General features: G+C 60.5%; 12 protein-coding genes. 6 read left to right on the forward strand and 6 right to left on the reverse strand.

Annotated features, from left to right (window positions below):
- Positions 1-4: 4 nt before the first annotated feature.
- The 3 genes from AO353_RS08020 to AO353_RS08030 all read left to right on the forward strand — a co-directional run bounded on the left by AO353_RS08020 (position 5) and on the right by AO353_RS08030 (position 4,046).
- Complete coding sequence (locus AO353_RS08020) at positions 5-1,087, forward strand: hypothetical protein (protein ID WP_054594435.1); 1,083 nt, start codon at positions 5-7, stop codon at positions 1,085-1,087.
- A 56-nt stretch (positions 1,088-1,143) separates the two neighbouring features.
- Positions 1,144-1,959 (forward strand): substrate-binding periplasmic protein, encoded by an 816-nt coding sequence (locus tag AO353_RS08025; RefSeq protein WP_054594436.1) that lies wholly within the window; start codon positions 1,144-1,146, stop codon positions 1,957-1,959.
- A gap of 227 nt (positions 1,960-2,186) precedes the next feature.
- Positions 2,187-4,046, forward strand: a complete 1,860-nt coding sequence (locus AO353_RS08030) for a DEAD/DEAH box helicase (protein ID WP_054594437.1) — start codon at positions 2,187-2,189, stop codon at positions 4,044-4,046.
- 66 nt (positions 4,047-4,112) lie between these two features.
- Here the strand turns inward: AO353_RS08030 and AO353_RS08035 are convergent, their stop codons facing one another.
- Together AO353_RS08035 and AO353_RS08040 are read right to left on the reverse strand one after the other, a co-directional pair.
- On the reverse strand, positions 4,113-4,691 hold the full coding sequence (locus AO353_RS08035; protein ID WP_054594438.1) for a YceI family protein: 579 nt from the start codon (positions 4,689-4,691) through the stop codon (positions 4,113-4,115).
- A 31-nt stretch (positions 4,692-4,722) separates the two neighbouring features.
- Positions 4,723-5,274, reverse strand: coding sequence for a cytochrome b (locus AO353_RS08040; protein WP_054594439.1), 552 nt, complete (start codon positions 5,272-5,274; stop codon positions 4,723-4,725).
- A 322-nt stretch (positions 5,275-5,596) separates the two neighbouring features.
- Here AO353_RS08040 and AO353_RS08045 point away from each other — a divergent pair, with 322 nt between their 5' ends.
- Together AO353_RS08045 and AO353_RS08050 are read left to right on the forward strand one after the other, a co-directional pair.
- Complete coding sequence (locus AO353_RS08045; protein WP_054594440.1) at positions 5,597-7,003, forward strand: adenosylmethionine--8-amino-7-oxononanoate transaminase; 1,407 nt, start codon at positions 5,597-5,599, stop codon at positions 7,001-7,003.
- Positions 7,004-7,209: 206 nt separating this feature from the next.
- The gene (locus tag AO353_RS08050) at positions 7,210-7,929 is read left to right on the forward strand and encodes a 16S rRNA (uracil(1498)-N(3))-methyltransferase (RefSeq protein ID WP_054594441.1); all 720 of its coding nucleotides are present in this window, start codon (positions 7,210-7,212) and stop codon (positions 7,927-7,929) included.
- A 110-nt stretch (positions 7,930-8,039) separates the two neighbouring features.
- On the opposite strand, the gene AO353_RS08055 is transcribed toward AO353_RS08050, so the two are convergent.
- Genes AO353_RS08055 through AO353_RS08065 form a run of 3 tightly spaced genes read right to left on the reverse strand, consistent with a single transcriptional unit; the run spans position 8,040 to position 10,591 of the window.
- Complete coding sequence (locus AO353_RS08055; protein ID WP_054594442.1) at positions 8,040-8,942, reverse strand: transporter substrate-binding domain-containing protein; 903 nt, start codon at positions 8,940-8,942, stop codon at positions 8,040-8,042.
- A gap of 29 nt (positions 8,943-8,971) precedes the next feature.
- Entirely contained in the window at positions 8,972-9,322 is a 351-nt protein-coding gene (locus tag AO353_RS08060) for a RidA family protein (RefSeq protein ID WP_054594443.1), read from the reverse strand.
- Between the two features lie 27 nt (positions 9,323-9,349).
- Complete coding sequence (locus AO353_RS08065) at positions 9,350-10,591, reverse strand: D-amino acid dehydrogenase (RefSeq protein ID WP_054594444.1); 1,242 nt, start codon at positions 10,589-10,591, stop codon at positions 9,350-9,352.
- Positions 10,592-10,698: 107 nt separating this feature from the next.
- Here AO353_RS08065 and AO353_RS08070 point away from each other — a divergent pair, with 107 nt between their 5' ends.
- The gene (locus AO353_RS08070; protein ID WP_054594445.1) at positions 10,699-11,610 is read left to right on the forward strand and encodes a LysR family transcriptional regulator; all 912 of its coding nucleotides are present in this window, start codon (positions 10,699-10,701) and stop codon (positions 11,608-11,610) included.
- A gap of 90 nt (positions 11,611-11,700) precedes the next feature.
- Here AO353_RS08070 and trhA read toward each other — a convergent pair whose 3' ends face one another.
- On the reverse strand, positions 11,701-12,318 hold the full coding sequence (gene trhA, locus AO353_RS08075) for a PAQR family membrane homeostasis protein TrhA (protein WP_054594446.1): 618 nt from the start codon (positions 12,316-12,318) through the stop codon (positions 11,701-11,703).
- Between the last annotated feature and the right edge of the window lie 26 nt (positions 12,319-12,344).

The following is a 12,344-nucleotide window of genomic DNA, read 5'->3' on the forward strand; positions in this document are numbered from 1 at the left end:
GTAGATGTCCACAATTACCCCAGCCACAAACCCTCAACTGATTTATCTGGTTTATGGTGCCAACACCTACCACCAGGAAGCAGTGTTCAGTATCGCCAGTGCCTTGGCAGGGTTGCGCGAAACACCGGGCGAAAGCTTGGACATCCAGGTTTTCACCGACAACCCGGCGCCTTACCGCGACTTGCCGGTTCGGGTTCGAGAGCTGGATGAAAGCACCCGTCAGGTGTGGATCGCCCCGCATGGTTATCACTTCCGCGCCAAGCACGTGGTGATGCAGCAGGTGTTGCGCGAGTCCGAGCGTGCGCTGCTGATCGACACGGATACATTCTTCCACTGCTCACCGCTGGAACTGTTCCGTCGCGTCGAGCCCGGCACCCTGCTGTGCAATGCCTTTGGATTGCAATACGGCAGCAACAAAGAGGCGGGGCTGTATCGGACACTGGCTGGCGTACTGCAGCAAAGACAGCTGGCAGATGACCAGATGCCACTGCTGAACTCGGGAGTCATCGGCCTTGATCGCGTCGATGCCGGCGTTCTCGATCACTCGATCGCCTTGATGGATGAGCTGTACCCTCTGGCGCAAGGCGCCTATACCCTTGAAGAGTTCTGCTTGTCGGTAGCGGCCTACCGCACAACGCAGGTGCGCGAGTGTCCAGACCTGATCCATCATTACTGGAGCCGCAAGCAGCTGTTTCGCGCCAAGATCAAAGCATGGCTGGACAAGCATGGTGCCGACCCGATCAGCACCTTCGCGCTGGATGAAACCCGCCTGGTGACTGCGACACTGCCGCGACCACCGACGCTCCAGCGTCTGGCCTATAAAATCGTGACCCTGGCGCTGCCCAGGCATCAGCGCCAGTTCATGCGTGAAATCCTCTACGGCTGCTACCAGCACACCAACCCGTTCGATCAGGCCTGCACGCCAGTCTGGTGGGAAAAGGCTCGTGACAACGTCGAGCGGCGCCTCGATAACCCCCTTGAAAACCATCAACTCGAACACTGGTTCAATCACCCGATGATTCGCCTGGTGCTGGGTGAACGCCGCAAGGCCATCTACTTGCACCTGGTTCAGACAAAAGGCGACTAACCCTCGGGCCAGACCGCCTCTAGCTATTTCACCGGCTCTCGTCGTAATCTCCAGCGATGCCCGTCATTGCCCAATTGCTGACAGCCGTGCTTTTTGCTTGCCTGAGCTTTACCGCTCGGGGCGAGAAGCTGCGCATTGTCACTGAGCCCTGGGCGCCCTACGTCTACGAGGAAAACGGCCAGGCCCTCGGGCTGGACTACGAAACCACGGCGATCGTCTTCCAGCGCCTGGGGATTGAGGTGGAGTGGCAGTTCCTGCCATGGAAACGCTGCCTGGCCATGCTTGATCAAGGGTTGGCCGACGGCGCGCTGGATATCTTCCACAGCAGCGAACGCGACGCCACCCTGCTCTATCCCGGCGAACCACTTTCGGAAGTCGAGTTCGTGCTGTTCTATGCCAATGATCGTCCTCACCCCTTCCGCACCCTTGAAGACCTGCGAGGCCTGACCATCGGCACCTCGCCCGGCTACCTGTACAGTCAGGACTTCAGGGACTCGACCCTGTTCACCCGCGAGCCTGCGCCGACCCATGAAGCCAACTTTGGCAAGCTGCAGCGCGGTCGTATCGACCTGCTGATCACCGACCGTCGGGTTGGCCAAACCCTGCTCGACACCTTGAAACTGCGCGACCAGATCAGCGAAAGCCCCACGGTCATCAGTCACCAAAGCCAGTTCCTGGCCCTGCGCCGCAATGCCGGCATGGACCTGCTGGTGCAGCGTTTCGGCGCCGAGCTCAAGCGTTTCAAACGTGAACCGGCCTACGCTCAATTGAGTGCGCGTTATGGTGCCGGCCCGGTACCTGACACCACACAGATCACGCCGCAAGCCAGCAACGGGAAAACCGTTGAGCAGCAGGAAAGCAGCGCTCCGTGATTGCTCTGTTATACTCCGGCCTTCCCGCCAGGCTTACGCCCGGACGCTCGGTCTTGTTTAAGGCATCCCGACACTGCTACAGCCCAGCTTTTCAGCCCGCGCGAGTACTCGAAGATGAGCCTTCAAGCCCCAGCAGGACCGGACGCGATTGCGCTTCTCCATAAACGCCATTCGCGCCAGGCAAGACTATCCCATTGGGCCAAGCCCTAACTAAAACAGGATTACTCATGTCCTTTGCTTCCCTCGGTCTCTCCGAGGCTTTAGTCCGCGCCATCGAGGCAGCGGGCTACACCCAGCCTACCCCGGTGCAACAGCGGGCCATTCCCGCCGTGTTGCAAGGTCGCGACTTGATGGTTGCGGCGCAGACAGGTACGGGTAAAACCGGCGGTTTCGCCTTGCCGATTCTGGAGCGCTTGTTCCCCAACGGTCACCCGGACAAATCCCAGCGTCACGGCCCGCGCCAACCACGCGTCCTGGTCCTGACCCCGACTCGCGAACTGGCCGCCCAGGTGCACGAGAGTTTCAAGGTCTACGCCCGTGACCTGAAATTCGTCAGTGCCTGCATTTTCGGCGGCGTTGGCATGAACCCACAGGTTCAGGCGATGTCCCGCGGTGTCGACGTGCTGGTGGCTTGCCCGGGCCGTTTGCTCGACCTGGCGGGCCAAGGCAGCGTCGATCTGTCCCACGTGGAAATCCTGGTACTGGACGAAGCGGACCGGATGCTCGACATGGGCTTCGTCCATGACGTGAAGAAAGTCCTCGCCCGCCTGCCGGCCAAACGTCAGAACCTGCTGTTCTCGGCAACCTTCTCCAAGGACATCACTGACCTTGCCGGCAAGTTGCTGCACAACCCGGAACGCATCGAAGTCACGCCACCGAACACCACGGTCGAGCGCATCGAGCAACGGGTGTTCCGTCTGGCCGCCAGCCACAAGCGCTCGCTGCTGGCGCACCTGATTACTGCCGGCGCCTGGGAACAGGTTCTGGTCTTCACCCGTACCAAGCACGGCGCCAACCGCCTGGCCGAGTACCTGGACAAACACGGTCTGAGCGCCGTCGCGATCCACGGCAACAAGAGCCAGAACGCCCGCACCAAAGCCCTGGCCGACTTCAAGGCCGGCGAAGTGCGTATCCTGGTGGCCACCGATATCGCTGCTCGCGGCCTGGATATCGACCAACTGCCACACGTGGTCAACTTCGAGCTGCCAAACGTAGACGAAGACTATGTGCACCGTATCGGCCGTACCGGTCGTGCCGGTCGTTCGGGCGAGGCGATCTCGCTGGTTGCCCCGGACGAAGAAAAACTGCTGAAAAGCATCGAGCGCATGACCAAGCAGAAAATCGCCGATGGCGACCTGATGGGTTTTGATTCCAGCGCTGTAGAAGCCGAGAAGCCAGAAGTTCGCGAGCGTCCGGATGTGCGTAACCCGCGCAATCCACGTGGCCCACGCGGCGACGGTCCAAACGGCAGCGGCGGTGGCGGCGGTCGTAAAGACAAGGGCAAGGACAAGGGCGGCAAGGAAAAACCGGCTGCCGGCCGTGGCGAACGCCCGGCTCAAAAGCCGCGTGAAGGCACCCCGGCCCGCGAACAGCAGCGTCCAGCACCCCGCGCCGCTGCTGACCGCGCACCGGACGAGTTCCTCGACGACGATATCGATAACTTCGGTAACCGCGTCGACTACGTTCCGCAACAGAAGGCCCCTCAAGGCCGTGGCCGCCGTCCGGGTGCTCCGGCACAAGGCGCTGCTGGTGCAGGTGCTCCACGCACCGGCCAGCCACAAGGTCGCCAGAACGGTCCGCGTAATAGCAGCGGCGCCAGCACTGGCACCCCGCCTGCCAAGCGCAGTGGTCCACGCAGCGGTGCTCCACGTGACGGCCAGGCCCGTCGCGAGGAGTCGCGCAACCGCCGCCCGGCCCGTGACGACCAGCCGCGTCAGGAACCCGCAGTGCAGAACCCGCGCGGTACCCAGCCGAAGATCATGCACAAGGAGTCCAAGGCTGATCGCTTCCCGACACCTGAGCAGCTCGATCAACTGCCAAGCCGCCCACGCGGCGAGAAACCGGCGTTGCTGACCCGCAACCGCTGATTTCTCCTCCTAACAAAAACGCCCCTGATCTCGCGATCAGGGGCGTTTTTGTGTCAGCAGCGAAAATTATTTCGCTTGAACACCTTCAAACGTGATGTCCAGGTCCAGGGTCTGGGAAGTAGGACCTGGGCCTTTGATGCCGAACTCGCTCAACTGCAGGGTAGTCGTGCCGTTGAAGCCGGCACGGTAGCCACCCCATGGGTCCTTGCCTTCGCCGTTGAAGGTTGCCTTGATCACAACTGGCTTGGTCACGCCGTGCAGGGTCAGGTCGCCGGTCACGTCAGCGGTTTTTTCGCCAGTGGATTTGACACTGGTGGAAACGAACTTGGCTTCAGGGTATTTCGCTGCGTCCAGGAAGTCCGGGGTACGGATGTGCTTGTCACGTTCAGCGTGATTGGTATCAACGCTGGCGGTTTTCAGCACAACGTCGATTTTACTGGCTTCTGGAGCCTTGGCGTCGAAGCTGAACTTACCGTCCCAGTCCTTGAAAGTACCGTGGATGAAGCTGTAGCCCAGGTGGCTGATCTTGAAGTCGACGAAAGCGTGATTGCCTTCCTTGTCGATCTTGTATTCCGCGGCCATCGCTTGCCCTGCCGACAACAGAGCAGTACCGATTGCCAGAGCGGCGAGAGTCTTTTTCAACATGCTTTCTATTCCTTGGAGTCGAGGTTGAACATCAGGCTTTGCGTCCCAGCATTCGCGTCAGGGTCGCATCACGGTCGATAAAGTGGTGCTTCAGTGCTGCCAACGCATGGAGACCGGAAAAAATCACCAGCGTCCACGCCAGATACAGATGAATCGCACCGGCGGTGTCTGCCTGGTCCGGTAGACCGGAAATCAGCGCAGGAATTTCAAACAGACCAAACACCGGAATCCCGACACCGTCTGCGGTGGAAATCAGGTAACCGGCTATCATCACCGCGAACAGGCTGAGATAGAGGAAGGAGTGACCGAGCTTGGCGCCGAGGCGCGTCATGCGGCTATAGCTTTGCAGCGTCGGCGGCGGTGGGCTGATAAAGCGCCACAACACCCGCAACGACAAGAACGCGAACAGCGTCAAGCCGATGCTTTTGTGCAAGTCCGGCGCTTCTTTGCGCCAGTTGCTGTAGTAGTCCAGACCGACCATCCACAAGCCCAGAGCAAACAGACCGAAGACCGCCAGCGCCACGCCCCAGTGCAGAAAGATGCTGACCCCGCCATAGCGGGAAGAAGAGTTACGTAGCTGCATTGCCCAAATCCTGTAAGAACTGCGACCAAGACTATCGAGTTATCTATCGATTTAAAGCCGAAAATTTCGCTTTGAAATATCGAGAAATACGATCAAGAGTCTGAAAGGGGTGGGTTAAGGAAAGATTAACCCCCAACGTGCGACCCAAACATCAGATGCTCTAGCGTGCCCTGTCAGCGTATGTGCACGTCAATACAACCACGCAACACACCTGCGTTTCCATGCGCAAACGCCACAATAGGTTGTCCGCTCGCCTGGCATTGCATAGGCTTGCGCGACTGTATGTCCGCGCATCTCACGGACCGCCTCAAGGAGAGTGACAATGGGCTTGAATAATCAGTGGATGCAGCGCGATCTCGCGGTTCTGTGGCATCCCTGCACCCAGATGAAAGACCACGAACAGCTGCCGCTGATCCCGATCAAGCGCGGCGAAGGCGTATGGCTCGAAGACTTCGAAGGCAAACGCTACCTCGACGCGGTCAGTTCCTGGTGGGTCAACGTGTTTGGCCATGCCAACCCGCGGATCAACCAGCGGATCAAGGACCAGGTCGATCAACTGGAACACGTGATCCTCGCCGGCTTCAGCCATCAGCCGGTGATCGAGTTGTCCGAACGCCTGGTGAAGATGACGCCGGAAGGCCTGACGCGGTGTTTCTACGCCGATAACGGGTCGTCCTGCATCGAAGTGGCGCTGAAAATGAGTTTTCACTACTGGCTCAATCGCGGCCAGTCGAACAAGAAGCGCTTCGTCACGCTGACCAACAGCTACCACGGCGAAACCATGGCCGCGATGTCGGTCGGCGACGTGCCGCTGTTCACTGAAACCTATAAAGCGCTGCTGCTGGACACCATCAAGGTGCCAAGCCCGGACTGCTACCTGCGTCCTGAAGGCATGAGCTGGGAAGAACACTCGCGCAACATGTTCGCGGCGATGGAACAGACCCTCGCCGAAAACCACGAAACCGTCGCCGCAGTGATCATCGAGCCGCTGATTCAGGGTGCTGGCGGGATGCGTATGTATCACCCGGTGTACCTGAAACTGCTGCGCGACGCCTGTGACCGTTACGGCGTGCACCTGATCCACGATGAAATCGCCGTCGGCTTCGGCCGCACCGGAACGATGTTCGCCTGCGAACAGGCCGGCATCCGCCCGGACTTCCTGTGCCTGTCCAAAGCCCTGACCGGCGGTTATCTGCCGCTGGCAGCGTGCGTCACCACGGATGAGGTCTACAGCGCTTTCTACGACGACTATCCGACCCTGCGCGCCTTCCTGCATTCCCACAGCTACACCGGCAATCCGCTGGCCTGTGCGGCGGCGTTGGCGACGCTGGATATCTTCGAAGAAGACAACGTCATCGAGAATAACAAGGCCCTCGCCCAGCGCATGGCCAGCTCGACCGCGCACCTGGCTGACCACCCGCATGTTTCGGAAGTACGCCAGACCGGCATGGTGCTGGCCATCGAAATGGTTCAGGACAAGGCGAGCAAAACCGCTTATCCCTGGCAGGAGCGCCGCGGGCTGAAAGTGTTCCAGCACGCACTGGAACGTGGCGCGCTGTTGCGGCCGTTGGGCAGCGTGGTGTATTTCCTGCCGCCATACGTGATCACCCCCGAGCAGATCGACTTCCTTGCCACGGTTGCCAGCGAAGGGATCGATATCGCCACCAGCTACAAGGTCAGCGTGGCGGTACCGAAGGACTTCCATCCGGGCTTCCGCGATCCGGGCTAGGGTTTACCGAAGATCGATTGTGGCGAGGGAGCTTGCTCCCGCTGGGACGCGAAGCGGCCCCAAAAACCTGCAACCGCGTTTTATCAGTTAATACGCATCTGCCGGGTTACGACTGCTTCGCCCGAACGCGGACCGGCCGGCGGGAGCAAGCTCCCTCGCCACAGATCATCACCAAGCCGCACATTCAAATTTTACAGAGACCCAGAATGAGACTGTCCCGCTTCTTCATCGACGCCCCCTTGAGCCTCGGCGAGCATGAATTGCCAGAGGCTCAGGCGCACTACATCAGTCGCGTACTGCGCATGGCCGAGGGCGATGCGCTGCAAGTGTTCGACGGTTCAGGCCAGGAGTTTCGCGGCACGCTGGCGGAAGTTGGCAAGAAACGCGTGCGCGTGGCATTAACGGAAAGCTTCGCCGGGCAAATCGAGTCGCCGTTGCAGATTCATCTGGGCCAGGGTTTGTCCCGCGGCGAGCGGATGGACTGGGCGATTCAGAAAGCCACCGAACTGGGCGTGACTGAAATCACCCCGATTTTCAGTGACCGCTGCGAAGTCCGGCTCAAGGACGAACGCGCCGACAAACGCCTGCAACACTGGCGTCAGGTCGCTATCAGTGCGTGCGAACAATGCGGTCGTTCGCGAGTGCCGGTGATCCACCCGCCGCTGTTGCTGGCCGACTGGCTCAAACAATCCGAGGCCGAACTGAAGCTGGTGCTGCACCCGGTGGCCGAGCCGCTGGTCAGCCATGCAAAACCTTCGACACTGGCGTTCCTGATCGGCCCGGAAGGCGGGTTGTCGGACGTGGAAGTCGATCAGGCTCAAAGCGCCGGCTTCCATTCCGCCCGCCTCGGCCCACGAGTGCTGCGTACCGAAACCGCGCCGGTGGTGGCATTGGCCGTGGCCCAGCAGTTGTGGGGGGATTTCTAACCGCACTTTTTTTGATTTGCGGTGATTGGAAAAGATCGCAGCCTGCACCAGCTCCTACGGATGAACGCGATCCCCGTAGGAGCTGGCGAAGCCTGCGATCTTTTTGCCGTTTATTCCACCGGATCACTTACCGGTTTGGCGATGATGGCTTTCAGCTCGCTGGTCATTGGAAACTCCAGGTTCAGCCCTTTAGGCGGGATCGGCTGTTCGAACCAGCGTTGGTAGATGCCGTTGATTTCACCCGAGCTGTACAGGTCCGCCAGGGCTCCGTTGACCAGCGCGAGGAATTGCGGATCATCCTTGCGCACCATGCAGCTGTAGATTTCCCGCGACTGCTCTTCTCCAACTACCACCCACTTGTGCGGATCACGGGCCTTGGCGCGCTCGCCGTAAAGCAGTGCATCATCCATGTAAAACGCCGCTGCCCGGCCCGATTGCAACATCTGGAAGGCTTCGCCGTGATCCTTGGCACTGATCACGAACATGTCGATCTTGTGGTCGGCGTTGTAGCTTTTGAGAAAGCGCTCGTTAGTGGTGCCGGCGGTGGTCACCACGCTCTTGCCGCGCAGGTCGGCGAAGCTCTTGATGCCGCTGTCGCTGGCCGTGAGTAACTGGCCTTTGACGTAAATAAACCCGTAGGAAAACGCCACCTGTTTTTGCCGCTCGACGGTCACCCCGGTAGAACCGCATTCAAGGTCTACGGTGCCGTTCTGCACCAGCGGGATCCGCGTCTGCGAGGTCACGAGGTTGTACTTCACCTTGAGCTGCGGCAACGCGAGTTTCTGCTGGATACGCTCGACGATCTTGTTCGCCAGGTCCACCGAGTAACCCATGGGCTGGCCCGACTGATCCCCCACATAAGAGAACGGCACCGACGCATCGCGATAGCCCAGCGTGATGCTGTTGGCGCTGGCAATTTTGCTCAAGGTGCCGGTCAGCGGCGCCTCGGCCGCCTGGACTTGAGTCCCGAGCAGCAGGCCCAGGGTGCAGCCGATCAACGTGATTTTTTGCATTGTTATTCTCCGTTGTGGATGGTGTTTATTTAGCGGCGAGCAGCGATAACGGTGATTTCCACCAGCACCTGCGGGCGTGCGAGTTCAGCCTGCAAGGTGGTGCGACTCGGTGCGTGTCCCGGCGACAGCCAGGCCGACCAGACGTCATTCATCGCCGCAAAATCCTGGCCGATGTCCTTCAGGTAAATGGTCGCGCTCAGCAGATGGTCCTTGTCGCTGCCCGCCTCGGCCAGCAACGCGTCGATCTTCTCCAGCACCTCGCGGGTCTGCCCTGAGACATCGGTGCTGTCGCCCGGCACCTGACCGGAGAGAAACACCAACTCGCCAAAGGTCACGGCGCCGGATAAACAACTGTTGCTGTTGATACGAGTGATGGTCATGGGACGTTCCTTTGCATGGATGAGAGGTCAGGCAGCACGATGCGTAAAACCCTGCAGGTCGATGGAAGGGTTGCGTTGGCCGATCAGTTCGCTGAGCACCCGGGCACTGCCGCACGCCAGGGTGAAACCCAACGCGCCATGGCCGAGGTTGAGCCACAGGTTGCGGTAAGCCGTCGCCCCCAACAGCGGCACGCCGCTGGGAGTGGCCGGGCGCATACCAGCCCATTCGACAGCCGCGTCGTAGGTGCCGGCATTCGGAAACGTGTCGCAAGCCTGGCGCTTGATCAGTGCCAGGCGCTTGGGATCCGGCGCCGGATCGAAGCCAACGATGTCGACCATCGCCGCCACCCGCAATTGCTCGCCAATCCGCGCATAGACGATCTTGCGGTCGTAGTCGGTGATGCTCAGGTCCGGGGCACGATGCTCCGCACCAATCGGTACCGTCAGGCTATAACCTTTGAGCGGATACAGCGGCAGGTGCACACCGGGCAGTGCCAGCAACGGGCTACGGTGGCCGGCGGCGATGACCAGTTGTTCGACCGGCAACACCTCATCAGCCAATTCAATGGCGCTTACCGCACCGTCGACATGACGAATCCCGGTCACCGCCCGCCCCAGCCGAAACTCGCATAGGCCCGAGGCTTTCAGCCGCTTCATCAGTTGCTGGCAGAAGGCGTGGCAGTCGCCCACCTCTTCGTCCGGGGTATAAATCGCCCCGACAAACGCAGCATCAGCCAGCGCTGGCTCAAGACGCGCGCTTTCAGTTGGCGACAACACTTGCTGTTGCTGTGGATCGACGAGGCTGTTGCGGGCATGCTCGAAGCTCGCAGCCTGGCGAAAGGTCACCAGTTTGCCGTTGCGCCGCCAATTGAAGCCGTCCAGCGAGTCCTCTTCGCGCCAGCCTTGCAGGGTGGTCTGGCTCAATAGTGCCAGACGTAGCAAATGGGCCGCATTCTGGCGATTCACCGAGGTCCGGCAAGCACCAAGGAAGGACGCCATCCAGCGCCACTGCGCCGGGTCGAAACGCATACGCAGCTTCAGCGGCGAATCCCCTCGCAGCATCCAGCCGATGGCCTGTAACGGCACGCCGGCATCGGCCAGCGGCGCAACGTAGCGATAGGATAATTGGCCGCCGTTGGCAAAACTGGTTTCGCTGCCCAGCGAGTCACGGGCCTCGACCACCGTCACCTCAAAGCCATCGCGAACCAGCGCGTAAGCCGTTGTCAGGCCAATCACCCCACCGCCGATGATGCAAACTCGCTGAGCCATGTCAGTCCTTAGCCATTGTTGAGACGAGCCTGAGGTTAGAGCCAGGTGACAGGCGCCGAACAATGAATAAAGATGCCTGACCCATAAGCAAAGGTTATGGAATCGCCATGCGCCTTCGACACATCGAGATTTTCCAGGCCATCCGCCAGACCGGTTCGGTCAGCGGCGCCGCGCAATTACTGCACGTCTCGCAGCCTGCGGTGACCAAGGTGTTGCAGCACGCCGAGCAACAACTGGGCTTCCCGCTGTTTTTGCGGGTGCGTGGTAAATTGCAGGCTACGCCTGAAGCACTGGAACTGGAGCGTGAGGTCGACAAGGTCACTGAAAGCCTGCAAGGAGTACGACGCCTGGCCCAGAGCCTGCGCCGCGAGCCGGGCCACAGCCTGCGGATCGGCGCGACACCGGCGCTGGCCCTGTCGCTACTGCCGCCGGCGGTCAACGAGTGGACCCGGCGTTACCCGGACATCGTCTGCGAACTGTCCAGCGCCCACAGCCGCGAATTGATGCAGAACCTGCTGATGCGTGAAATCGATGTCGCGCTGACCCTGCAACAACCCGACCACCCAGGGCTCAAGGCCCAGGCGTTGGCCTGTGGGGTGCTGGTAGCGTTGGCGCCGAGCGGTTACTGGCCTGAGGCAGACCAAGGCAAGCCACTGCCATTGATGGCCTTGGCCGATGCGCCTTTGATTGGTCTGTCCAGCGCCGATCCGTTGTCCGCCAGGCTCGACAGTTACCTGAAAGCCGTCGAGCCACCGCCACGGGTCAGCATCTCCGTGCAGACCTATTCATTGGCGCGGGCCATGGTCGAATCCGGTGCCGGGCTGGCGGTCATCGACCCGTTCACAGCCCTCGGTGCCTCACCGAGGACTACGACCATCCGGCCATTGGCGCCGCCGTTGCCGATCACTTTGTACGCCGTGACCCGCGTTGACGAGCCACCGCCGCACACCCTGAGCGATTTGCTGACGATCTTCAGCACGCGCGCACAGGAGCAACTGGATCGGTTGGTGGATCGTTGATGAGCACCAGCTAAAAGATCGCAGCCTGCGACAGCACCTACAGAGCAACGCGTTCGGCGTAGGAGCTGCCGAAGGCTGCGATCTTTTGCTTCACAAGACGTAAAACAGGATCGCCACGAAGTGCAGCAAACTGCCGGCGATGACGAACAGGTGCCAGATGCCGTGGGCGTGGCGCAGTCGGCTGTCGAGGGCGAAGAAGATAATGCCGACGGTATAAAACACCCCGCCCGCCGCCAGCCAAGCAAACCCGACAGTGCCCAACGCCGCCAGCAGCGGCTTGACCGCCACCAGCACGATCCAGCCCATCACCGCGTAGATCACGATCGACAGAATCCGCGCCTCGGAGCGCGGCTTGATCTCTTGCAGCATGCCGATCACCGCCAGCCCCCAGACAATCCCGAACAGCGTCCAGCCCCACGGCCCACGCAGGGTGACCAGACAAAACGGCGTGTAACTGCCAGCGATCAGCAGGTAGATCGACAGGTGATCGACCTTCTGCATGATCACCTTCGCCCGCCCGCGCACGCTGTGATAAACCGTCGAAACGCTGTACAGCACCAGCAAGGTAAACCCGTAAATCGCCACGCTGACAATCTTCCAGGGGCTGCCATCCAGACTGGCAATCACCAACAACCAGACCGCCCCGACACACGCCGCAACCGCCCCGAACAAATGGCTCCAGGCGTTGAATTTTTCTCCGTGATACATGCGTCTCCAACCTCAAAAAATCACTG

It is taken from the genome of Pseudomonas fluorescens, from assembly GCF_001307155.1.
Classification (GTDB): Bacteria; Pseudomonadota; Gammaproteobacteria; order Pseudomonadales; family Pseudomonadaceae; genus Aquipseudomonas; species Aquipseudomonas helvetica.